This window comes from Frigoribacterium sp. CG_9.8 (genome assembly GCF_015751965.1).
Taxonomy (GTDB): Bacteria; Actinomycetota; Actinomycetes; order Actinomycetales; family Microbacteriaceae; genus Lacisediminihabitans.
In genome coordinates this window covers 443,537-466,538 of the sequence record NZ_JADOVH010000002.1, presented here as the reverse complement: position 1 = coordinate 466,538, position 23,002 = coordinate 443,537, and the positions used below count along the sequence as shown (strand labels likewise).

The following is a 23,002-nucleotide window of genomic DNA, read 5'->3' as shown; positions in this document are numbered from 1 at the left end:
AGCGCCTGCCCGCATCGCCCGTTCAACTGTCAAAGAGTGCCGCGGACGGGCCCGTTAGACGACATTCTTTGACAGTTGAACAGCGGGGAGGGAGCGCAGACGGCACTACTCGACCGGCGAAATCACTCAGCGAGATAGGTGCGGAGACCAGCCCAGGCCTCACCGAAACCTGGGTGCAGAGGAAGAGACTCGACCTCAGACACCGGTACCCAACGCAGCTCGGCGCTCTCGGCATCCGCAATGATGGGTTCGAAAACCTCGGTCGCCTCCGCTACGACTGTCGTGTAGGACCAGTACCCGAGGTCGAGCACAGAGGTGTGGATGATGCGCAGCAGGTGTGCCGGCACCGTCGCCTCTTCCGCCGCCTCGCGCAGTGCGCCGTCGACCGCACTCTCGCCCTCTTTGCGTGCACCGCCGGGGAGTCCCCAGGTGCCACCGAAGTGGCTCCAGCCGACACGATGCTGCAGCAGGATACCGACAGACGGATGCCAAACCAGCAACCCAGCAGCACCGAAGAGCCCCCAAAATTTGGCACCGTCGGGGCCGTAGACCCAGGTATCCCCTGGATCACGGATGTATCCGGGCGGGAGTGGCGGGGGTCGGTCAGACATCTGTTAAGTGTGCACCACCAGGGGTCTCGATACGGTCACTAAAGCGACCTACTCGACCAACGGGAGGGGCGCAGGGGTCTCGATACGGTCGCTGGAGCGACCTACTCGACCAAGGGCCAGCGGGGGCTAGGTGCGCTTACGACGCTCGCGCACGCGCATGTTCACGTTGATCGGGCTGCCCTCGAAGCCGAAGATCTCACGCAGACGTCGCGTGATGAAACGACGGTACCCGGGGTCGAGGAATCCGGTGGTGAACAGGACGAATGTCGGCGGACGCGTCGCGGCCTGGGTGCCGAATAGGATGCGCGGCTGCTTTCCGCCGCGAACCGGGTGCGGATGCTCGGACGCGAGTTCTGCGACTAGAGCGTTGAACTTGCCGGTGGCGATGCGGGTGTCCCACGATGCAAGCGCGAGCTCAAGCGCGGGAACCAGCTTTTCGAGATGACGGCCGGTCTTTGCGGAGATGTTGACCCGCGGTGCCCAGGCCACGTGGGCGAGGTCCTGCTCGATCTCACGTTCGAGATAGCGACGGCGGTCGTCATCCATCAGGTCCCACTTGTTGAACGCCAACACGAGCGCACGGCCCGACTCGAGCACGAGGTCGATGATGCGCACGTCCTGCTCGCTGATCACGTCACTCACGTCGAGCACGACAACGGCGACCTCGGCCTTTTCGAGCGCCGCGCTGGTGCGTAGCGATGCGTAGAAGTCGGCGCCCTGGGCGAGATTCATGCGACGACGGATTCCCGCGGTATCGACGAAACGCCATACCTTGCCACCGAGCTCGACCTGCTCATCCACCGGGTCGCGAGTGGTTCCGGCCATCTCGTTGACGACGACGCGCTCTTCGCCGACGGCCTTGTTGAGCAGACTGGACTTACCGACGTTCGGGCGGCCGAGAATCGCAACCCGGCGCGGTCCACCGACCTCTTCCTTCGCGACCGTCGAGACCTCGGGGAGGATCGTCAACACATGGTCGAGCAGGTCGGCGACGCCGCGACCGTGGAGGGCGGAGACCGGCCATGGCTCGCCAAGGCCGAGGCTCCAGAGGCTGGCGGCTTCCGGCTCCTGGCGGGCGTCATCCACCTTATTGGCGGCGAGGATCACGGGCTTGCTCGTGGAGCGCAGCATGCGTACGACGTGCTCATCCGTGCTGGTGGCACCGACCGTGGCGTCCACGACGAACAGCACGGCGTCGGCGAGGTCGATCGCGATCTCGGCCTGGGCGGCGACGGAGGCGTTGATGCCCTTGGCATCCGGCTCCCAGCCACCGGTGTCGACGAGGGTGAACCTGCGTCCGGCCCACTCGCCCTTGTAGGTCACGCGGTCGCGGGTGACACCGGGGGTGTCCTGCACCACAGCTTCGCGACGGCCGAGGATGCGGTTGACGAGCGCCGACTTGCCCACGTTGGGGCGACCGACGATCGCGAGCACCGGCAGGGCCGGCAGGTAGGTGACGGCATCCGGATCATCCGATGCGGAATCGAGGATGTCGCGGTCTTCGTCGTCGAGGTTGTAGTCCTCGAGGCCCGCACGCAGGGCATTCGACCGCATGAGCGCATCGGACTCGTCGAGCACGGCAAGCTTCTCGCTCAGCTTGGGATCGAGATCGCCGTATTCGTCGTGCTCTTGGTCGTTGTTGTCTGGCATGGGGGTTTTCCTCTTGAGGGTCTCGATACGAGCGCTGGGCGCTTTACTCGACCGGCGGAGCCACCAGGGCTACAACCGCCTGGACGGTCTGGTCAAAGTCGAGATCTGTTGAATCGAGGGTGGTCACACCCTCGGCGGCGTTCATGAAGTCGACAACCCGGGAGTCCTGGGCGTCTCGAGAACTGAGCTTTTCGGCAACGGCCGCAGCCGACTCCGACGGTAACTCAGCGGAACGCCTTACCATTCTAGCTTCTTCGGATGCGGTGAGCAGTATCCGAATATCCGCGCCCGGGCAGACGACGGTCGTGATGTCCCTGCCCTCGGTGATGATGCCGGGCCGCGCACTGCGTTCGATCACCGTGCGGAAGAGGTCGACGAGGTGAGCGCGCACCACAGGAACGCGCGCGACCAGGCTCACCACGGCGGAGATGCGGGGGTCACGGATCGCGTGCGTGACATCCACTGCCCCGACCCGCACGAAGTAGTCGTCAGGATCGATGCCGATCTCATAGTCGAATGCGGGGAGCGACGCGATTACGGCCTCGGCATCCGCAGTATCGATGCCGTTCTCCAGCGCAAACCAGGCGAGCGCCCGATAGGCTGCACCGCTGTCCTGATAGTCGAATCCGAGTATTCGAGCGGATGCCCGGCTCACGCTGGACTTGCCGCTTCCGGCCGGGCCGTCGATGGCCACGACCACGCGTGCAGCACGCCCTTGGCGAGGGCCACCGCTCACAGACCCGCCACTCACAGTCTCGGCGCTCACGCGCCGACCTGCGCAATGCGCCAGCCTCGAGCCTCGAGATCGGCGACCAGCCCCGGCTCGGCCTCGGGCACCACTGAAATCTCGGCGAGGCCGATCTGCTGCCCCGGCGAGTGCTCGAGTCTGAGATCTTCCATGTTCACTCCGATATGGCCGATCTCGGTGAGCAGCCGCGCGAGCTCCCCCGGCGTATCGTCAACCAACACGACGATCTGGCTGAAGCGCCGATCCTGACCGTGTTTCCCGGGGATGCGAGCAACCCCCGTATTGCCACCGGCCAGCAACTCGGCAAGGGCGCGTCGAGCACCGGGCAGCTCGGGTGCGTCGAGTGTCTCGATGGCCCGGTCGAGATCGGCGCGGTATTCCCTGAGCACAGCGGTGACCGCCGCAGCGTTTGCACCGAGAATCTGCACCCACAGCTCGGCATCGCTCGATGCGATCCGGGTGGTGTCGCGCAGGCCCTGCCCGGAAAGAGAGAGGGCGGATTCGTTGCCTCCGTTGAGGCGCCGGGCCAGTAGAGAGGCGATCACCTGTGGCACATGCGAGACGAGGGCGACACTGGAGTCGTGCTGCTCGGCGGTCATGATCACGGGCACCCCTCCGAGGTCGAGCACCAGGTCTTCGATCACGCCAACCTGCGCTGCCGGCATCCCGTCGTGCGGGGTGATGACCCAGGGTCGCCCGAGGAACAGGTCACCCCTGGCCGAGATCGGTCCACCCCGTTCGCGACCGGCAAGCGGATGCGACCCGACATAACGGTTCACGTCGGCTTGGTGCGATGCGGTTGTGACTGCACGAACTCCGGCCAGCACGGCCACTTTGACGCTCGAGACATCCGTGACCAGAGCATCCGGAAACGCAGCGAGCTCATCAGCGATCACACGAGCCGTGACATCCGGGGGCACCGCAACGACGATGAGCCGCGGGTTATCGGTGTCGCGGGGGGCACGCCCGGCACCATAGTCAATCGCCAGGCTCAGGTTGGCGGGCGAGGAGTCGTGCACGATCACGTCTACGCCGAGGGCTCGAAGGCCGAGACCGACGCTCGCTCCGAGCAGGCCGGTGCCGACGACGCGCACCTGGCCGATCATGCGGCTTCCGTTCATTGTCTGGGGTTCCCGTTGTTCTCGAGGGTGTGTGGTGAGGGTTTATTGGGCACGGGTTTATTGGGCACGTTTTTATTGAGCAAGGTCGAGCCGCAACGCGACCGCCCCCCGCAGATAGGTGTGCACGATGTACTTGCGTGGTGTCTCCGACTCGACGAGGGCCATCAGTCGGATGACACGCGGCATCGAGCCCGCGACATCCATCTCCACGGCGCACATGAGCGGCACGTCGCCGAGCCCGAGCTCCCGCGCGGCGAGAGCGGGAAACTCACTGGTGATATCCGGTGTCGCGGTGAACATCACCGAGATGAGTGCGTCGGTGTCTATCTCGTTGGCGTGTAGCGACTTGGACAGCAGTTCGGCGGTGGCATGCATCACCTCGACCCGATCGTCCCGGTCGAGCTGAATCGCCCCGCGGATCGCCCGCACCGCCATCAGTCCGCCTCCTCGGAGTCGCTCGGAGCGTCAGCGGACGTCGCGTCTCGGGAGATGGTCAGCAGAGCGCCGAGCTCGGCTTTGGTGAGGTCGCGGATGTCTCCGGCGGCGAGCGATCCGAGGTGCAGCGGACCGAACTGGCGCCGCACGAGGTCGATGACCGGGTGGCCCACCTCCTCGAGCATCCGCCGCACGATGCGGTTACGCCCGGAGTGCAGGGTGATCTCCACGATCGTCTCGCGAGCGCCGGCCTGGCCGACGATGCGCGCCTTGTCCGCCGCGATCGGGCCGTCTTCCAGATCGATGCCGCCGGTGAGCTTCGCCACGGTCTGGGGTGACACCCGACCCTCGACCTTGGCGATGTAGGTCTTCAGCACTCCGAACGACGGATGCGCGAGCACGTGGGCGAGCTCGCCGTCATTGGTGAGAATCAGCAGGCCGGAGGTCTGCGCATCCAGCCGGCCCACGTTGAAGAGCCGCTCATCAAACCGGGAGACGAAGCGCTGGAGGTCGGGGCGCCCGCGGTCATCCTGCAGCGAAGAAACGATGCCGACGGGCTTGTTCAGCATGAGGTAGCGCCGGGAGGTGTCGAGTTGGATGGCGACCCCGTCTACGGAGACGAGATCCGCTGCGAGCACGCGACGGCCGAGCTCCGTGACGACCTCGCCATTCACTTCGACTCGTCCGGCCTCGATCATGTTTTCCGAGACGCGCCGCGAGGCGACGCCGGCCGCCGCCATGAGTTTCTGCAGGCGTACTCCGTCGTCGGATGCTGGGGTGGAGGCGGTGCCGGAGGGAGAGTCAGAGCCGTGCTTATCAGATGACATCGGCGAAGCCGTCCGATCCGTCGGAGAGAAGGAGCGAGATCGCCGGCAGCTCATCGATCGAGTTGATTCCGAGCTGGGACAGGGTGAGATCGGTCGTTGAGTAGTGGATCGCGCCGGTCTCGCTGTCGGTGAATGCCTCGGTGATGAGTCCGCGACCGAGTAGCGTGCGCACGACGGAATCCACATTCACCGCTCGGATCGACGCAATGGCGCCCCGGCTGATCGGCTGTTTGTACGCGATCACCGCAAGCGTCTCGAGTGCGGCCTGCGAGAGACGCGACGGGTTCTGCGTGAGCACGAAGTCCCGCACGACGGCGTCATATTCGCCGCGCACATAGACGCGCCATCCGCCGCCCACCTCTCGAAGCTCGAAGCCGCGGCGGATGCTACCGCCGGGGGCAGCCGCAAAGTTACTGTCTGCGCCGCCGTCTGCACTGCCGTCTGCACTGCCGTCTGCGCCACCGTCATAGTCGGCGACGAGCCGCTCGATCGACTCCCGCACCACGGCGATGGGCACACCGAGTGCCGTCGCGAGGGAGACGAGAGTTTGCGGCGCATCCGCGATCATCAGGATCGCTTCGAGGCTCCGCTCCACATCCACCGGCGCGGTGACGGTTTCGGCGGTGCCGTCCAGCATGTTAACTTCCATAATCTGATCCCAGGCTCGCGAGGTTTTCTTCCGACCAGTGTTCGGCCGTCCAGCGCACGGTGAGCTCCCCCAGCGGTTCGAGCTGCTCGAAGGCGAGGGATTCCCCCCGGTACAGCTCGAGAATCGCCAGAAAACGCGCCACGATCACGCCCCGCTGCTCGACACCGGCGATGAGCTGGCGAAAGGTCATCGGCTGCCCCCGCCGCAGGAGCGCGACGACATGGGCCGCCTGTTCCCGGATGCTGACCAACGGTGCGTGCAAATGGTCGAGTCCGACGGTCGGCAGCTCTCGGGGCGCGAACGCCAGGGCAGCAAGCGCAGCGAAGTCCTCCAGGCTCAGCGTCCAGACGAGTTCAGGTGTCTGCGTGCGAAACTTCTCCTCCAGCCGCACCGAGCGCACGTGGCGCGTGGACTCCGCGTCGATCTGTGCCGAAAACCAGGTCGTCACCTCCTTGAACGCCCGGTATTGCAACAGACGCGCAAATAGAAGGTCGCGAGCTTCGAGCAGCGCCACATCCTCAGCATCGACCAGCTCACCCTGCGGTAGAAGCCCAGCAACCTTGAGATCGAGAAGTGTCGCTGCAACAACGAGGAACTCGCTCGCCTGATCGAGCTCGGTATCCGTATCGAGTTGCCTGAGATAGGCGATGAACTCGCCGGTCACCATACTGAGCGAGATCTCGGTGATGTCGAGCTCGTGCTTACCGATCAGCGAGAGCAGGAGATCGAATGGACCGCTGAAGTTGCCGAGGCTCACCGAGAAGCCGGTGGCATCCGAGTTATCCGCGAGGGCGAGTGCCTGCTCAGGCGACCGCGCCACGGGCGATCAACTCTCTCGCCAGCTGGCGGTAGGCCACCGCAGCCTGATGGTCGGGCGCGAACTGCGTGATTGGGGTGCCGGAGACACTGGCATCCGGGAACTTGACGGTGCGCCCGATCACCGTCTCGAAGACGCGGTCTCCGAAGGTCTCGACGACCCGATCGAGCACCTCGCGGGAATGCAACGTGCGGGAGTCGTACATCGTGGCCAGAATGCCATCGAGCTTCAGCGCCGGGTTGAGACGATCCTTGACCTTGTCGATGGTCTCCACGAGCAATGCGACCCCGCGCAGGGCGAAGAACTCGCACTCGAGCGGGATGAGCACCCCATGAGCCGCGGTGAGCGCATTGACGGTAAGAAGACCGAGGGAGGGCTGGCAGTCGATGAGAATCACGTCGTACTCGCCGCTCACCTGGCGAAGAACCCGCGCCAGGATCTGCTCACGGGCCACCTCGTTCACGAGATGCACCTCCGCGGCGGAGAGGTCGATGTTGGCGGGGATCACGTCGAGGCCGGGAGTGGATGTGGTGCGGATCGCCTGATGGGCGTCCTTCAGCGTTCCGAGCATGAGGTCGTAGATGTTCGATCCCTCATGGGAGGCGATGCCAAGCCCGGCCGAGAGGGCTCCCTGCGGGTCGAAGTCGACCGCGAGTACTCGGCGGCCATATTCGGCCAGGGCGGCTCCCAGACTGATCGCAGTCGTGGTTTTGCCGACGCCGCCCTTCTGGTTACAGAGCGCCACAATGCGGGCGGGACCATTGGCGGCGAGCACGGGGGGCTCGGCGAATTCGGTGAGCGGTCGACCGGTCGGTCCGGTGGCTGCCCGTTCGAAACCGGGCAGTTCCTCCGCAGATTTATCCCGCTTCGCTGTCATCCCGACATTCCTCACCCTTGGTCACCGGCCGCTGCCGAGTGGGTAGATTCTATCGAAGGGCGTGCATTCGGTCGTTCAGACTCGCCACGGCCGATTGGCTCGCGCAACCCGTTCAGCGCGCGCGGGGGTGCGCCGTGGTGTACATGTCGCGCAGGGTGTCCGCCGTGACCAGTGTGTAGATCTGCGTCGTGGCCACCGACGAATGCCCGAGCAGTTCCTGCACGACACGCACGTCCGCACCTCCGGCAAGCAGGTGCGTCGCGAACGAGTGCCGGAATGTATGCGGTGAGATCTCAAAGCCGAGTTTGGCCTGCTCAGCCCTCGCGCGGATGATGAGCCAGGCATTCTGCCGGGATACCCGCTGTCCGCGGATGCCGAGAAACAGCGCAGGGGTCGCCGTGCCCCGCCTCGAGAGGAGCGGTCGTGCCCGCACCAGGTAGGCGTCGATGGCGGTCTGCGCGAAGGATCCGAGCGGCACGATCCGCTGCTTCCCGCCCTTTCCGAACAGACGAACGACGTCGACGCTCTGCCCCTGTGTGCCGATCACGTCATCGACATTGAGGTCGACAGCCTCGGAGATGCGAGCACCGGTGGCGTAGAGCAGTTCGAGCAGTGCACGGTCGCGGAGGGACTGCACATCGTCCCCTGCCGTCGCATCGAGCACCGCGGTCATCTGTTCGATGGTGATGGCTTTCGGCAACCGACTCGCGAGCTTCGGCGGGGTGACATCGGCCGCGACATCCACCGCCACCAGGCCCTCATCAAGCAGAAAGCGGTGCAGGCTGCGCACCGACGACAGCATTCGCGCCATCGAGGATGCCGTGAGCGGCTTCTCGGTACGAGTGCGCAAGTGCCGCGCAAAGGCCGAGACATCGGCAAGTGCGATGCCCTCGGGAGTCGTCACATCGCCCTCGGCGAGGTGCCGGCCGTACGCCGCCAGGTCACGTCGATAGGCCGAGACGGTATTCGCCGACAGCCCGCGCTCGATCGAGACGTGCCGCAGATACCGGTCGACAGCCCGCTCGAATGGCGAGTCGCCGGAGCCGGCCTCGGGCTCTCGCAGCGAGTCCTCAGTCACGGCCGCGGAGTTTCGGATGGCGCGGCCACGGTGCATCGGCAGCCCCGAGGCTCGCCCAGCCACCGGCCCGCGATACGTGGGCGGTGAGCACGGCGATGCAGAGGATCGAGTTGCCGATGGTGCGGGCAAGCACGGCAGCAACGACCTCATCCAGTGGCACCCAGCGCTTCTCGATCTCGGACTCCTCGTCAGTGCGGTCGAAGGCGGCGTGGGTCTCACTCAGCCCCCGGGCGAGATAGACGCGGATCGTCTCATTGCTGCCGCCGGGCGTCGAGTAGAAGTCGCTCAGCAAGTGCCACTGCGTGGCCGCGACATCCACTTCCTCGGCGAGTTCGCGCTGCGCCCCGATCACCGGCGACTCTCCGTCGATGTCGAGCAGTCCGGCGGGAATCTCCCATTCACGCGTTCCGATGGCGTGGCGATACTGGCGAATCAGCAGTACCCGATCCTGATCGTCGAGAGCGAGGATCGCCACGGCCCCGGTGTGATCCACATATTCGCGGGTGATGGTCTGAGGCGGCTGCACAGCACCGTATTCGAAGACATCGCGACGGATGTCCCAGATGATCCCGTCGTAGACCACCTCGCTCGAGACCACGGTGACGGGTGACACCTCATCGGCGAGCGGCTCTGCCATGCTCACAGGTCCTGAACGGTGAACAAACGGGTGGCCTCCTGGCGTTCGAGGGCCGCGGCAACCAGCCCCTGGAAGAGCGGATGCGCGCGGTTGGGTCGTGACCGCAGCTCCGGATGTGCCTGCGTCCCGACGTAATACGGGTGGACCTCCCGCGGAAGCTCCACAAACTCGACGAGGTGCCGATCCGGCGAGACGCCGGAAAAGTCGAGCCCCGCAGCCGCGATCTCGGCGCGATAGGCGTTGTTGACCTCGTAGCGGTGGCGGTGACGCTCCTCGACCCGGTCCGATCCGTACACCTGCGCGACGAGTGATCCTGCGGCGAGATCAGCGGGGTAGAGACCGAGGCGCATCGTGCCACCGAGGTCTCCCCCGGCGATGATCTCCACCTGCTCAGCCATTGTGGCAATGACCGGAAACCGGGTCTCCGGGTCGAACTCCGATGAGGATGCCCCGGCGAGTCCCACGACGTTGCGCGCGTATTCGATGACCATGCACTGCAGTCCGAGACAGAGCCCCAGTACGGGTATACCGTTTTCGCGCGCGAACTTGAGCGCCCCGAGCTTGCCCTCGATGCCGCGAACTCCAAAACCACCGGGAACACAGATGCCGTCGACATCCGACAGCAGTCGCGCGGCGCCGTCGGACGTCTCACACTCATCAGACGGGATCCAGCGGATGAGCACCTTCGTCTGCTGGGCGAATCCGCCGGCACGCAGCGCTTCGGTCACCGACAAATACGCATCCGGAAGATCTATGTATTTACCGACGAGTCCGATTGTGACCTCGTGCTTGGGCTGATGCACAGAGGCGAGAAGGTCTTTCCAGCCCGACCAGTCCACCTCGGCTGCCTCGAGCCCGAAATGATTGATGATGTACGCGTCGAGCCCCTGGTCATGCAGCATCGTCGGAATGTCATAGATCGACGGCACATCGACCGCGTTGACGACCGCTTGCTCGTCCACGTCGCACATGAGGGCGATTTTGCGCTTGTTGGATTCGGAGACCGGGCGGTCGGATCGCAGCACGAGGGCATCCGGCTGGATTCCAATCGACCTCAGCGCGGCGACGGAATGCTGTGTCGGTTTGGTCTTCTGCTCACCGGAGGCGCCGAGATACGGCACCAGTGAGACATGGACGAAGAACACATTGCTGCGGCCAAGTTCGTGGCGCACCTGGCGCGCAGCCTCGATGAATGGCAGGGATTCGATGTCGCCGACGGTACCGCCGACCTCGGTGATGATCACGTCCGGCTTACCTGTGCCCATGTAGCCGGTGTCGCTGGCCTGCAGCCGCATGCGCCGCTTGATCTCGTCGGTGATGTGCGGAATCACCTGCACCGTGTCGCCGAGGTACTCACCTCGACGCTCTTTCGCGATCACGGTCGAATAAATCTGGCCGGTTGTGACATTCGCTGCCTGGCTCAGATTGATGTCGAGGAAACGCTCGTAGTGCCCGATGTCGAGGTCGGTCTCCGCCCCGTCATCGGTCACGAAGACTTCCCCGTGCTGGAACGGATTCATGGTGCCCGGATCCACATTGAGATACGGGTCGAGCTTTTGCATGACGACGCGTAGACCGCGGGCCGTGAGGAGGTTTCCGAGACTGGCTGCCGTGAGTCCCTTACCGAGACTCGAAACGACCCCACCGGTGACGAAAATATGCTTGGTCATGTCCGCGTTTTGTTTGTTCACCACGGGGTTGCAGCTTATCAGCGGCTCGACGCCGAAAACCGTGCCACGCTCGTCCCGGTTCGAGCAATTTCACGCTGTGGACGTGCCGAGCCGCACCGAGAGTGAATCAACCCGGGCGGCGATCGCCGGGCTCGCCGTCCACCGCTCCTGCAGACGGGTGAGCAGCGCATCGAGTTCGGCCTGATCGAGGCCGGGCGTGAGAGCGAGATTCACGACAAGTTCGGGACCGGTGAGCCGGGCATCCGCATCCCCCGTCTCGAGCGTCACTGCCGTTACCGCACGCTCGGAACGCGCAGCGGCGCGGAATTCACTGAGGATGCCCGCATCGAGATAACTCGGGATCCACGGTTGCGATTGCGCGATTGCCCAGAGCGCCGGGCGCCGGATCACAAACTCGGTCGGCGATGTCGGGTCGAGAACCACGAGTTCCGTGCCCTCACTTGCGGCCGCGAGAGCCACGCGCACCGCGTCAGCCGGCACCGGTCGTGCCGTCGGATTCCAGCGACGCATCGCCTCGACTGAGCTGAAGACAGGCATCACGTTACGACCGTCCGGGCCCGCGACGGTGACAATCGACAACTCGGCACTCTTGTCGACCATGAGAGAGTGCGCGCCGATGTCTGACTCGCCGAGGTGTGCCACCAGCGGGATCAGCATTCGCGAATCGCGAATGGTGTCAACGACCCCGGCCTGCCCGAGTGTGCCGGCCGAGAACTGTGCGAGCGCAAGCATCAGAGCTTCCGGAGCCGAGCCATCGTCATCCGAGGCCGATCGATGCTCGAACTGGCGCCCCTGCCAGGGCTGGCCGGCAGAGTCGGTTGCTGCCTGGCCGGCGGAGTCAGTCGCTGGCTGGCCGGCAGCCGAATCGGTACCGGGGCTATTCTCCGCTGACGCGTTCACGGGCTGGTTCCCGTCTCTCAGTCGGACGCGACCGAGATCGCCTCGGAGAGAGTGAAAGCCTTCGCATACAGCGCCTTGCCCACGATCGCACCCTCGATACCCAGCGGCACGAGAGCACGCAGAGCGGCGATGTCCTCGAGGTTCGAGATGCCGCCGGACGCAACGATCGGCCGGTCCGTCCGCTCAGCAACCGAGCGAAGCAGCTCGAGATTTGGACCCTGCAGAGTGCCGTCCTTGGTGACATCCGTCACCACATACCTGGTGCAGCCTGCCGCTTCGAGGCGGTCGAGCACTTCAAACAGGTCACCGCCGTCCTTCGTCCAGCCCCGCGCCGCGAGAGTCGTGCCGCGCACATCGAGCCCGACCGCGATGAGGTCGCCGAACTTGGCGATCACGTGGGCGGCCCAGTCCGGGTTCTCCAGCGCAGCCGTACCGAGGTTGATTCGCTTCGCACCGGTGTCGAGGGCCGCTTCGAGGCTCGTGTCGTCCCGGATGCCGCCGGACAGCTCGATGAGGGCATCCCCGCCGACTCGCTTGATCACCGAACGAATCGCTTCGTGATTGTTACCTCGACCGAACGCCGCATCGAGGTCGACGAGGTGGATCCACTCCGCTCCCTGCGCGGTCCAGTCCGCCGCGGCATCCACCGGGTCGCCATAGCTCGTCTCGCTGCCCGCCGCCCCCTGGGTCAGCCGCACCGCCTGGCCGTCGGCGACGTCGATTGCCGGCAGCAGCACGAGTTTGGGGGGAGAAGCGAGAGAGTTCATCGGGCCATTTCTGTCGGACTGCTGGTCTGTTCTGGACGGTGGCGAGGAAGACGTTAAAGGGAGTCGAGCCAGTTCCTCAGCAACCGGATGCCCGGCTCCCCCGACTTCTCCGGATGAAACTGGGTGGCACTCAAGGGGCCGTTTTCCACTGCAGCGAGAAACCGGGTGCCGTGCTCCGCCCAGGTGAGTTTCGGCTCAGGAAATGGCGGCATGGTTTCGAGGGTCCACTGGGTGGCGGCGTACGAGTGGACGAAATAATAGCGTTCGTCGGCGATGCCGTTGAAGAGTACGGAGTCGATTGGCGCCTCAAGCGTGTTCCATCCCATGTGCGGAAGGATCGGCGCCTTTAGCTCCGTGACGACGCCGGGCCACTGGTCGAGTCCCTCGGTCTCCACTCCGCGTTCGACTCCGCGTCCGAACAGCACCTGCATTCCCACGCAGATGCCGAGCACGGGTTTGCCCCCGGCCAGCCGGAGGTCGACGAGATCCCCGCCGTGCACCAAATCGAGGGCAGCCATCACCGCGGAGAACGCACCGACCCCCGGCACCAGCAACCCGTCAGCGGCGAGCACGCGCGCTCGATCAGCCGTGAGAGAGACATCCGCGCCGGCGGCTTCGAGTGCTTTCGCGGCGGAATGCACATTGCCGCTGCCGTAGTCGAGCACGACGACCGAGGGACGACTCATCGTCAGAGCGCGCCCTTGGTCGATGGGATGCCCGTGACCCGGCCATCCGGCTCCACCGCTGTGCGCAGCGCCCGAGCAAACGCCTTGAACTCGGCCTCGGCGATGTGGTGCGGATCCCGACCGCCGAGCACCGTGATGTGCACGGTAAGTCCCGCATGGAAGGTGATCGCCTCGAAGACGTGGCGCACCATCGACCCGGTGAAGTGGCCGCCGATCAGGTGGAATTCGAACCCGGTCGGTTCCCCCGAGTGAACAAGGTACGGACGCCCCGACACATCCACGACGGCCTGAACGAGGGCCTCGTCGAGAGGCACGAGGGCGTCACCAAACCGCGCGATTCCGGACTTATCGCCAAGCGCCTGCTTGATCGCCGTGCCGAGTACGATGCCGATGTCCTCGACGGTGTGGTGCACATCAATCTCGGTGTCACCGTTTGCCCGCACCGTGAGGTCGATGAGCGAATGCTTCGAGAATGCGGTCAGGAGGTGGTCGTAGAAGGGCACCGAAGTCTGGATGTCTGACGTGCCTGTGCCATCGAGATCGAGCGACAGGTCGATACTCGACTCGCTCGTCTCGCGCTGGAGGTGCGCGACGCGCTGAGGACTCATAATCCAACCTTACCGAAAGCGCTCTCCGGCTTACCCGCCGCTCCGAGCGCACCGAGGGCCTCGAGAAACGCGGTGGTCTCTGCGGCCGTGCCAGCCGTCACCCTCAGGTGATTGGGGATACCGATGTCGCGGATGATGATGTCCTGTTCGAGCAGGGCCTCGAATACGGCGTGCGGATCGGCTACTCCACCGAATAGAACGAAATTAGACCAGCTGCGCCACACCGGGTAACCGAGCCGGGGTAGTTCCCCTAGCAGGCGATCCCGCTGGGCCTTGATGTCATCCACCATCGCGAGCATTTCGCGGCTGTGGGCGAGAGCCGCGATTCCCGCCGCCTGGGTGAGCGCGGAGAGATGGTAGGGAAGACGCACAAGGCGAAGAGCGTCGGTGATGGCAGGGTCGGCGGCGAGATAGCCGAGTCGAGCACCGGCGAAAGCGAAGGCCTTGCTCATCGTGCGCGAGACGATCAATCGTTCACGACCGGGTAGAAGGCTGAGTGCGGTGGGCAGGTCTGCGGGACCGAACTCGGCGTACGCTTCGTCCACCACGACGATGCCGTCGGTCGCGTCATAGGCGGCAACGATGGTCTCGAGCGACAGCGGCGTTCCGGTGGGGTTGTTCGGCGAACAGAAAAACACGATGTCCGGTGTGGTCTGCTCGATCCAGTCGACGGCCGTCTGCGGTGAGATTTCGAATGCGGCATCCCGAGTGCCCGCGATCCAGTCAGTACCGGTGCCCGAGGCGATGATCGAATGCATCGAGTAGGTGGGTGGGAACCCGAGCACACTGCGGCCGGGACCTCCAAACGCCTGCATTATCTGCTGGAGCACCTCATTGGAGCCGTTCGCCGCCCAAATGTTGTCACGGGTAAGGCCAGAGCCGAGGTAGCCAGCGAGGCTGTCGCGCAATTCGGTGAACTCGCGATCGGGATAGCGGTTTACCCCCATCACAGCCGCGGCGAGTGCGGTCATGATATCCGTGGCCACCGCCTCGGGAATCGGATGCGTGTTCTCGTTGACGTTCAGTCGAATGCGAACATGCTCCTGGGGTGCGCCGTACGGGGCGAGGCCACGAAGGTTGTCACGGATGGGGAGATCGTCAAGGGAAACCACCTTCCAATCGTAAACCGCCACGATTGTTGGAAGCTGTTCCGGGCGCTGGGGGGGGGGTGCTCCCCCCAGGGCTGAGGGTGCCGGCACGACGCGGAATGCGCAGCAGCGAAGGTTCGGCAAGGTTATGCGGTGTCATTCAGGGCTGATGTTCAGTGCTGATGTTCAGTGCTGATGTTCAGTGCTGACGTTCAGTGCTGGTAATTGACCGTTCAGTGCGAGTACTTGAGCGGCACTGCCAGACTCTGTCCCGGATGCACCTCTGCACGATCCAATCGGTTGAGTTGAACGAGCTCTGACACGACGTCCCGCGGGTCAGACGAAGGCGCAATTTCGCTGGCCAGCTGCCAGAGACTTTCACCCGGCTGAACAGTGACGTGCTCGAAGACAACCGACGAGGAATCCACCCCAGCTACCGCTCCGCCGCCATTGACTGCGAATGCGAAGGCCGCGATCACGACTGGCCCGGCGATCAGCACTGTGAGCAGCGCCCGACCGCGGCGGGTGATGCGCAAACGGGAGGTGGGCCGCACCGAATTGCTCCGTGTACCGACCACCCCTACCGGGCCGTTCAGGACTGCTGTACTCATCGCCGATCCATTCCTCTGGTGTTCTGGTGTTCTGGTGTTCTCGTGCTTCTGGTGTTCTCGAGGTTCTGGTGTTCTCGAGGTTCTGGTGTTCTCGTGCTTCTGGTGTTCTCGTGCTTCTGGTGTTCTCGTGCTTCTGGTGTTCTCGAGGTTCTGGTGTTCTCGAGGTTCTGCACACCTGAGCGCAACTTCGATAGGCACCAACCGGTTTTCGTACCCGGCACTCGGCCGGGAGGGCCGGGTACGAATCCTTGTTTCGAACATAGCTTCGATTTCTGTCAAATTCAAGGTGTGTCTTCGAATTACTGTAAAAAATTATCGCGACACACTCGAACAGGTGTTTGTTTTGATGGTCAAAACTGGATAAAGTTTCGATTGTCTGGAGAACAGGTCATCAGTAGCCACCGACATTGCACGAACTGCGGTCGATTGAGGTTGTTATCGGCCGAGGCTGTGTTCGATGGCTGCTGTGATCGATGGCTGCTGTGATCGATCGGAGCTGTAGCCACCCCGTATCCGAAGCGCGACGAAACCCAAAGCCAGCAGAGTTATTGCCCGCAGAGTGATTGCATAAGAATCAGGAGTGACATGAGCGACATGGATTCACATGCGGCTGACACCACAGATCGCGGGCCACGCAAGCCTGGGCCGATTCGGGAGAAGCCGGGAACCCGTCGCCGCAAGAGTTTGAGCGACAAGCAGCTCGCAATCCTCGACTTCATCCAGCGATCCGTGGCATCCCGCGGGTATCCGCCAAGCATGCGGGAGATCGGGGATGCCGTCGGCCTGTCATCGCTGTCGAGCGTCACCCACCAGCTCAATCAGCTCGAACTCAGTGGATACCTGCGGCGTGATCCCAACCGACCTCGTGCCCTCGAAGTCCTCATCGAGATCCAGCAGGAGGAGGGCTCGGTTGTGTCGGACAACCCGACGCCGGTCGGTGACGCGGCAATGGTGCCGCTCGTCGGTCGAATCGCCGCGGGCATCCCGATCACCGCTGATCAGATGGTTGATGAGGTGTTCCCGCTCCCCCGTCAACTTGTCGGCAAGGGTGAGCTGTTCATGCTCAAGGTCGTCGGGGATTCAATGATTGACGCGGCGATCTGCGATGGCGACTGGATTGTCGTGCGTCAGCAGAAGACAGCGGAAAACGGCGATATCGTCGCGGCACTGCTCGATGAGGAAGCCACCGTCAAGGTATTCCAACAGCGGGACGGCCATACCTGGCTTTTGCCTCGCAACAGCGCTTTCGCACCGATCCTCGGGGACTATGCCGAGTTGCTCGGCAAGGTCGTCGCGGTGCTGCGCTCCGTCTGACGGCTTCTCTCGTAATCCGGGCCATTGCGGGCCAAACGGGCTGGCACGCCGACCCGGAATGACCGAAACGGCCCGGAAAGCGGCCGCGGCCCCAGCCAGAAACCGCGACGGCGATTGACCTGTGACCGGTGACCGGCGTCAGCGGGCGCGCACCCGCTCGCGCACAGCACGCGTCGCCGCGACGATGTTCGTGAGAGAAGCCACGGTCTCGTCATAGCCCCGCGTCTTGAGCCCGCAGTCGGGGTTCACCCACACCTGTCGGTTCGGGATGGATCCAAGGGCAATCTCGATGAGGTCGGTGACCTCCTCGATCGACGGCACGCGCGGAGAGTGGATGTCGTAGACCCCCGGGCCGATCCCTCGACCGAAGCCACTGCGCTGGATGTCGGGGACCACCTCCATCTTCGACCGGGCCGCTTCGATGGAGGTGACGTCCGCATCCAGATTGTTGATGGCGTCGATGACGACACCAAACTCCGAATAGCAGAGGTGCGTGTGGATCTGGGTCTTCGTGGCCACTCCGGAGGTCGCGAGGCGGAAGGAGCGCACCGACCACTCGAGATAGGCCGCCTGATCCGCTTTTTTGAGGGGAAGCAACTCGCGCAGAGCTGGCTCGTCGACCTGAATGATACCGATGCCGGCCTGCTCGAGGTCCTCGATCTCATCGCGCAGCGCAAGCGCGACCTGGTTGGCGGTCTCCCCCATGGGCTGGTCATCTCGCACAAAACTCCAGGCCAGGATGGTGACCGGGCCGGTGAGCATTCCCTTGACCGGCTTCTGCGTGAGGCTCTGCGTGTACGCCGACCACTCCACGGTGATGGGAGCTTCGCGCGCCACATCCCCCCAGAGGATGGACGGTCGCGTACAGCGACTCCCGTAGGACTGTACCCACCCGTTCTGCGTCACGGCAAACCCGTCGAGGTGCTCTGCAAAGTACTGCACCATGTCGTTGCGCTCGGGCTCACCGTGCACAATCACATCGATGCCGATTTGCTCCTGCAGCTCGACGACGCTCGTGATTTCCGCCTTGAGAAAATCGACATATTCACTCTCGCTGATCTCCCCCTTGGCGTTGGCTGCCCGAGCCTTGCGGATGTCACCGGTCTGCGGAAACGACCCGATCGTCGTCGTGGGCAGGAATGGCAGGTTCAGCGCGGCATCCTGGGCGGCGAGGCGCTCGGCATAGTCGCCGCGTGTGAAGTCGGCCTCCGTGAGGGCGGCCGCACGAGCACGCACGTCGCCGTCGCGCACACCGGGCGCGATCCGGCGATCGACGAGAGCGGCGGATGCTGCATGCAGCTCCCCCTGGATTGCAGCTGCACCATCGGCGAGTCCGATCGCGAGGGTGGCGATCTGCGCCACCTTCTGGTCGGCGAAGGCCAGCCAGCTCTTCAGCCGATCATCGAGAAATGGCTCGTCAGCGACATCCTGCGGGGTGTGGAACAGACTCGTAGATGAGGTGACGGCGACATTCGGCGACAGCGCACGAAGCGACTCGAGAATGCGATACGCGGCGGCGAGGTCTCCGCGCCAGATGTTGTGCCCATCGATGACTCCCCCCACGAGGGTCTTCCCGGTGCGGAACCCTCGCGGCACGGACCCCCGGACGAGGTCGAGCCCGATGGCTTCGATCGGTGTGGAGTCGAGCACCGGAAGTGCGTCGTCGAGGCTGCCGTAGGGAGCGGAGACAAAAATCTGCGGGCGAACGGTTGCGGCCCCCAGCGCGTCATAGGCGCGCTTCGCAGCGGCGAGCACCTTCTCACGCGGCACTTCGATACTCTCGCTCACAAGCGCTGGCTCATCAAGCTGTACCCATTCGGCGCCGACCGCGGTGAGAGCCGCGAGCAACTCTGCGTAGACCGCAAGCAGATCATCGAGACGGTCGAGCGGCTGGTACCCCTTCGGTGCACCCTCACTCGGCTTGCTGAGCAGGAGAAAAGTGACCGGCCCCACGATGACTGGGCGGGTGCGGAATCCGCTGGTGGTGGCTTCCGCGACCTCGCAGACGAGGCGATCAGAGGCAAAGTGCAGGTCGGTCTCCGGACCGATCTCCGGCACGAGGTAGTGGTAATTCGAGTCGAACCACTTGGTCATTTCGGCAGGAGTGTTGCTTCCTTCACCGCGAGCAATTGTGAAGTAGCCGGCCAGGTCGACGGTGCCGTCGGCAGCGACGAGGGTAGCGAAACGGGCGGGGACGGCGCCGACCGTTACCGCAGCATCCAGCACCTGGTCGTAGAAGGAGAAAGCCTCCGGAATAGACGAGTCGGTCTTGCCCAAACCGAGCGCCACCAGTCGTTCGCGCGTTGCACGACGCAGTTCGGCACCCGTCGCCTCGAGCTCGTCAGCGGTAATCCTGCCAGCCCAGAACGACTCGACGGCCTTCTTGAGTTCGCGGCGACGGCCGATCCGGGGGTAGCCGAGGATGCTGCCGATCGGGAATGAGGGAGTCGTCATACGAATTCCTTGCGTTGGATTTTGCTGGTGAGGTCGGTGCCGGCGAGAAGACCGGCTCCCTCGAGAACGGACAGAGCGGCCTGGTGCTGGTTGAAAGTGTAAAGGTGGAGGCCCGGTGCTCCACCGGCGAGGATTTCACGGGAGAGCATGACAGCATGCGCGACTCCGATTTGCGACTGTTCGTCGAGAGAATCAGACGCATGCAGCCGCCGGGACAGCTCATCGGGGCGTCGCTCGCCGGTGAGCGCAAGGATCCGCTCGAGCCGTGTGGGCGTTGTGGTCGGCATCACCCCGGGAAGGATCGGGATCGTCACGCCAGCCGCGCGTGCTCCGGCGACAAACCCGAGGTAGTCCTCGGCGTGAAAGAAGAGCTGGGTGATTGCAACGGTCGCGCCCGATGTCTGTTTCGCGAGGAGTGTGTCGATGTCCTGGTTCGACCGCTTCGATCGCGGATGCCCGTTAGGGAAGGCCGCCACTGCCACCCGCACCTTCTGGCGGGAGGACGGGATCGAACCACCCCCGGCAGGACTTCGCGACGGGAGGGTCGCGTACTGTGCTCGCTCGGTCTGCACTCGATGGATGAGTTGCACAAGTTCGGAGGCGCTCCCGAGGTCGCCGAGAAACTGGTCACCCTCGACAGCACCATGCGGAGGGTCCCCGCGCAGCGCCAGGAAATTGGTAATGCCGGCGTCGAGAAACTCCCTCACTAGACGGTTGGCCTCGTAGTGAGAGGAACCGACGCAGGTCAGATGCGCGAGCGGGAGCACGGAAGTGTGCTCGAGAATGTAGCGCAACACCTCGAGTGAGCTCTCGCGGGACGATCCATTGGCCCCGTAGGTGACCGACATGAACTCGGGACCCACTGATGCCAACTGTTGGATGGTGTCCCAGAGCGTGTGTGCCGCCACTGCATTGCGTGGGGGAAACAGCTCGAATGAGAACGGGACGCGCTCACGTGACACAGCATTCGTAGCAGGTGCAGCGTCTGCACTTGCACGGGATGGAACGGGCACGGCTCTGGTCCTCTGTGGCAACAGGACGACTCTGAAGTGGCACTGAAGACCCACTGCATCACCGTCTCGGTGGAATGCGGAGCCGGAAAGCTCCCTGTGGGCGGATGCCGGGCTCGGCTGTCGCTCCGGGGTTTGAAACACTCCCAAACCCGCTTCGCCAGCCTAACAATCGCACCTCCGGACGAGGGAAGTGTTACGTAATCAGACGGCGGCCGCAGGCACAGCGACCGAGAACGAGCGCAGCGCCGCCGCGTGTTCCGCTGTGACGAGAACGGAAATCCGCGTGCCGCCCTCCTCATACTCGGTCGACGTAATCCGCGCATGGTTGTGCAGGGAAGAAATCACATCGCCGCGGTCGTAGGGCACCAGAAGGTCGAGCTCGATGGACGGAGCGGGAAGAGTGCGGGCGATGGCGGCGAGGATCTCGTCAACGCCCTCACCACTCCGGGCCGATGCGAAGATCGCCTTCGGCTCGAGGCCACGCAATACCAGCCGCTGGCTGTCGTCGATGAGGTCACTCTTGTTGAAGACCACGATCTCAGCGATATGCCGCGCCTCGACCTCGCCGATCACATTGCGCACCGTGGAGAGTTGGCTGCCTGGATCCGGATGGGATGCGTCGACCACATGGAGGATGACATCCGAGTCGGCGATCTCCTCGAAGGTCGAGCGGAACGCTTCGACGAGCTGGTGCGGTAGGTTTCGCACGAACCCGACGGTGTCCGTAAGCGTGTAGGCCTGGCCCTCGTCGGTTTCGTTCTTGCGCACCGCAGTGTCAAGGGTGGCGAACAGGGCATTCTCCACCAGCGCACCGGCGTGGGTAATGCGGTTGAGCAACGATGACTTGCCCGCATTGGTGTAGCCGGCAATTGCAACGGATGGCACGGAGTTGCGATTGCGGTTGGCCCGCTTTGCAACACGAGCCGGCGTAAAGGCCAGAATCTGTTTCTTCAGGCGGGACATCCGGGTGTGGATGCGGCGACGGTCGAGTTCAATCTTCGTCTCACCCGGTCCACGGCTTCCCATTCCGTTGCCCGCACCCACCTGTCCACCGGCCTGCCGGGACATCGATTCGCCCCAGCCTCGAAGGCGGGGAAGCAGATATTCGAGTTGCGCGAGTTCGACCTGTGCCTTGCCCTCGCGGCTCTTAGCATGCTGGGAAAAGATGTCGAGTATGACGGCAGTTCGGTCGATGACCTTCACCTTGACGACATCCTCGAGGGCACGCCGCTGGCTTGGCGCGAGCTCGCTGTCGACGATTACCGTGTCAGCGCCAACGCTGGCGACGACATCCCGAAGCTCGATCGCTTTGCCCTTGCCGAAAAATGTGCTCGGGTCAGGAGTGGCCCGCCGCTGGAGAAGGCCGTCGAGCACTGTGGCTCCGGCCGTCTCTGCCAGGGCAAAGAGCTCGCGCATCGAGTTCTCTGCCTCTTCGGTATTGCCTTGGCTGTAAATGCCGATGAGTACGACGCGCTCGATCCGCAGTTGCCGGTACTCGACCTCGGTGACGTCTTCCAGCTCCGTCGAGAGTCCGGCTACGCGGCGGAGAGCCTGCCGGTCTTCGCGATCAAACTGGTCACCGTCGGAATCTGACGCGACTCCGCGCGATTGCAGGGCCTGCGCGTTGCCGTTGACGGCATTACCGCTTCCAAACAGCGTGTAGCCGGCCGATTTGCTCGCCGCTCTTGCCAGCACGCGGCTGACGGCGTCGTCGCCCTCAGTTGCTGCTGTGTCTTCGTCAATCATTTGTTTAACCCTAGCTCCTGATATTTCGATATATTTTTCTGCATGGTCTCCGAGCATTACTTCTCTGAATTGCCCGAGAGTGAGCTCAAGTTCCGCCAGATTCGGGTCCCTCTCGCTGGCCAATTCTTTGATCTCACCACGTCCAATGGCATTTTCAGTCCCGAGCGCATCGACTCCGGCACACAGGTTCTGCTTGCACACACTCCCCCGGCCCCTCCCGGCGGACATATTCTGGATCTCGGTTGCGGTTGGGGTCCGATCGCTCTCACCCTCGCCCTCGAATCTCCGCACGCCACCGTATGGGCCGTCGATGTGAATTCGCGCGCCCTCGACCTCGTGCGCCGTAATGCCGAGGCCGTTGGCGTCACAAACATCAACGCCGTGATCCCGGAGGATGTTCCCGCGGATGTGAGTTTCGTGTCGATCCGGTCTAACCCGCCGATCCGAGTCGGCAAGAACGAACTGCACGGGATGCTGGGGTTTTGGCTCCCGCGTCTCGACGCCGAATCGGATGCCTGGCTCGTCGTGCAACGCAATCTCGGTTCCGACTCGCTTCACCGCTGGCTCGAGGGCTGGCTTCCCGTCGATTTCGCGGTCTCCCGTGCGGCAACCAATAAGGGCTATCGCGTGTTGCGGGTGCGACGCAAGTGAGCCGAACGGATCCTCCCAATCAC

At 64.0% G+C, this 23,002-nt stretch carries 23 protein-coding genes; 2 read left to right on the top strand and 21 right to left on the bottom strand.

Going from position 1 to position 23,002, the window contains the following annotated elements; genetic code table 11:
• Nucleotides 1–122: 122 nt before the first annotated feature.
• The 18 genes from IWX88_RS07030 to IWX88_RS06945 form a co-directional block, all read right to left on the bottom strand.
• Nucleotides 123–611: an NUDIX hydrolase gene (locus IWX88_RS07030; RefSeq protein ID WP_196828616.1), complete on the bottom strand. Its 489-nt coding sequence runs from the start codon at nucleotides 609–611 to the stop codon at nucleotides 123–125.
• Between the two features lie 126 nt (nucleotides 612–737).
• Nucleotides 738–2,261, bottom strand: coding sequence for a ribosome biogenesis GTPase Der (gene der / locus IWX88_RS07025; RefSeq protein WP_196828614.1), 1,524 nt, complete (start codon nucleotides 2,259–2,261; stop codon nucleotides 738–740).
• Nucleotides 2,262–2,304: 43 nt separating this feature from the next.
• Nucleotides 2,305–2,997, bottom strand: a complete 693-nt coding sequence (gene cmk, locus IWX88_RS07020) for a (d)CMP kinase (RefSeq protein ID WP_370568244.1) — start codon at nucleotides 2,995–2,997, stop codon at nucleotides 2,305–2,307.
• Nucleotides 2,998–3,023: 26 nt separating this feature from the next.
• Entirely contained in the window at nucleotides 3,024–4,130 is a 1,107-nt protein-coding gene (locus IWX88_RS07015; protein WP_231368935.1) for a prephenate dehydrogenase, read from the bottom strand.
• Between the two features lie 72 nt (nucleotides 4,131–4,202).
• On the bottom strand, nucleotides 4,203–4,565 hold the full coding sequence (aroH, locus tag IWX88_RS07010) for a chorismate mutase (RefSeq protein ID WP_196828612.1): 363 nt from the start codon (nucleotides 4,563–4,565) through the stop codon (nucleotides 4,203–4,205).
• Nucleotides 4,565–5,392, bottom strand: a complete 828-nt coding sequence (locus tag IWX88_RS07005; RefSeq protein ID WP_196828610.1) for a pseudouridine synthase — start codon at nucleotides 5,390–5,392, stop codon at nucleotides 4,565–4,567. Before IWX88_RS07005 ends, aroH begins: the two co-directional genes overlap by 1 nt.
• On the bottom strand, nucleotides 5,382–6,041 hold the full coding sequence (locus IWX88_RS07000) for an SMC-Scp complex subunit ScpB (protein WP_196828608.1): 660 nt from the start codon (nucleotides 6,039–6,041) through the stop codon (nucleotides 5,382–5,384). The genes IWX88_RS07005 and IWX88_RS07000 overlap by 11 nt, the downstream gene beginning before the upstream one ends.
• Nucleotides 6,031–6,861: a ScpA family protein gene (locus IWX88_RS06995; protein ID WP_196828606.1), complete on the bottom strand. Its 831-nt coding sequence runs from the start codon at nucleotides 6,859–6,861 to the stop codon at nucleotides 6,031–6,033. Before IWX88_RS06995 ends, IWX88_RS07000 begins: the two co-directional genes overlap by 11 nt.
• Nucleotides 6,845–7,735, bottom strand: coding sequence for a ParA family protein (locus IWX88_RS06990; RefSeq protein ID WP_196828604.1), 891 nt, complete (start codon nucleotides 7,733–7,735; stop codon nucleotides 6,845–6,847). The genes IWX88_RS06995 and IWX88_RS06990 overlap by 17 nt, the downstream gene beginning before the upstream one ends.
• A 112-nt stretch (nucleotides 7,736–7,847) precedes the next feature.
• Complete coding sequence (locus tag IWX88_RS06985) at nucleotides 7,848–8,798, bottom strand: site-specific tyrosine recombinase XerD (RefSeq protein ID WP_231369011.1); 951 nt, start codon at nucleotides 8,796–8,798, stop codon at nucleotides 7,848–7,850.
• Between the two features lie 7 nt (nucleotides 8,799–8,805).
• Nucleotides 8,806–9,450 (bottom strand): NUDIX hydrolase, encoded by a 645-nt coding sequence (locus tag IWX88_RS06980; protein ID WP_196828600.1) that lies wholly within the window; start codon nucleotides 9,448–9,450, stop codon nucleotides 8,806–8,808.
• Between the two features lie 2 nt (nucleotides 9,451–9,452).
• Nucleotides 9,453–11,120 carry a CTP synthase gene (locus IWX88_RS06975; protein WP_196828598.1) on the bottom strand — a complete coding sequence of 556 codons (1,668 nt, stop codon included), beginning with the start codon at nucleotides 11,118–11,120 and terminating at the stop codon, nucleotides 9,453–9,455.
• A 90-nt stretch (nucleotides 11,121–11,210) separates the two neighbouring features.
• Complete coding sequence (locus IWX88_RS06970) at nucleotides 11,211–12,041, bottom strand: SseB family protein (protein WP_370568224.1); 831 nt, start codon at nucleotides 12,039–12,041, stop codon at nucleotides 11,211–11,213.
• Between the two features lie 17 nt (nucleotides 12,042–12,058).
• Nucleotides 12,059–12,808, bottom strand: coding sequence for a bifunctional 1-(5-phosphoribosyl)-5-((5-phosphoribosylamino)methylideneamino)imidazole-4-carboxamide isomerase/phosphoribosylanthranilate isomerase PriA (priA, locus tag IWX88_RS06965; protein WP_196828596.1), 750 nt, complete (start codon nucleotides 12,806–12,808; stop codon nucleotides 12,059–12,061).
• A 53-nt stretch (nucleotides 12,809–12,861) separates the two neighbouring features.
• The gene (gene hisH / locus IWX88_RS06960; protein ID WP_196828594.1) at nucleotides 12,862–13,494 is read right to left on the bottom strand and encodes an imidazole glycerol phosphate synthase subunit HisH; all 633 of its coding nucleotides are present in this window, start codon (nucleotides 13,492–13,494) and stop codon (nucleotides 12,862–12,864) included.
• Between the two features lie 2 nt (nucleotides 13,495–13,496).
• The gene (gene hisB / locus IWX88_RS06955) at nucleotides 13,497–14,102 is read right to left on the bottom strand and encodes an imidazoleglycerol-phosphate dehydratase HisB (protein WP_196828592.1); all 606 of its coding nucleotides are present in this window, start codon (nucleotides 14,100–14,102) and stop codon (nucleotides 13,497–13,499) included.
• Nucleotides 14,099–15,214 carry a histidinol-phosphate transaminase gene (locus tag IWX88_RS06950; protein ID WP_196828590.1) on the bottom strand — a complete coding sequence of 372 codons (1,116 nt, stop codon included), beginning with the start codon at nucleotides 15,212–15,214 and terminating at the stop codon, nucleotides 14,099–14,101. The genes hisB and IWX88_RS06950 overlap by 4 nt, the downstream gene beginning before the upstream one ends.
• 209 nt (nucleotides 15,215–15,423) lie before the next feature.
• The gene (locus IWX88_RS06945) at nucleotides 15,424–15,801 is read right to left on the bottom strand and encodes a LysM peptidoglycan-binding domain-containing protein (RefSeq protein WP_196828588.1); all 378 of its coding nucleotides are present in this window, start codon (nucleotides 15,799–15,801) and stop codon (nucleotides 15,424–15,426) included.
• A 594-nt stretch (nucleotides 15,802–16,395) separates the two neighbouring features.
• Between IWX88_RS06945 and lexA the strand changes: the two genes are divergently transcribed.
• The gene (gene lexA, locus IWX88_RS06940; protein WP_196828976.1) at nucleotides 16,396–17,115 is read left to right on the top strand and encodes a transcriptional repressor LexA; all 720 of its coding nucleotides are present in this window, start codon (nucleotides 16,396–16,398) and stop codon (nucleotides 17,113–17,115) included.
• A gap of 138 nt (nucleotides 17,116–17,253) precedes the next feature.
• Here lexA and metE read toward each other — a convergent pair whose 3' ends face one another.
• The 3 genes from metE to hflX all read right to left on the bottom strand — a co-directional run bounded on the left by metE (nucleotide 17,254) and on the right by hflX (nucleotide 22,328).
• Complete coding sequence (gene metE / locus IWX88_RS06935) at nucleotides 17,254–19,569, bottom strand: 5-methyltetrahydropteroyltriglutamate--homocysteine S-methyltransferase (protein ID WP_196828586.1); 2,316 nt, start codon at nucleotides 19,567–19,569, stop codon at nucleotides 17,254–17,256.
• On the bottom strand, nucleotides 19,566–20,531 hold the full coding sequence (locus IWX88_RS06930) for a methylenetetrahydrofolate reductase (protein WP_196828584.1): 966 nt from the start codon (nucleotides 20,529–20,531) through the stop codon (nucleotides 19,566–19,568). The genes metE and IWX88_RS06930 overlap by 4 nt, the downstream gene beginning before the upstream one ends.
• A gap of 252 nt (nucleotides 20,532–20,783) precedes the next feature.
• Nucleotides 20,784–22,328 (bottom strand): GTPase HflX, encoded by a 1,545-nt coding sequence (hflX, locus tag IWX88_RS06925; protein ID WP_196828582.1) that lies wholly within the window; start codon nucleotides 22,326–22,328, stop codon nucleotides 20,784–20,786.
• Between the two features lie 42 nt (nucleotides 22,329–22,370).
• Between hflX and IWX88_RS06920 the strand changes: the two genes are divergently transcribed.
• Nucleotides 22,371–22,979: a class I SAM-dependent methyltransferase gene (locus tag IWX88_RS06920; protein ID WP_196828580.1), complete on the top strand. Its 609-nt coding sequence runs from the start codon at nucleotides 22,371–22,373 to the stop codon at nucleotides 22,977–22,979.
• Nucleotides 22,980–23,002 lie beyond the last annotated feature (23 nt).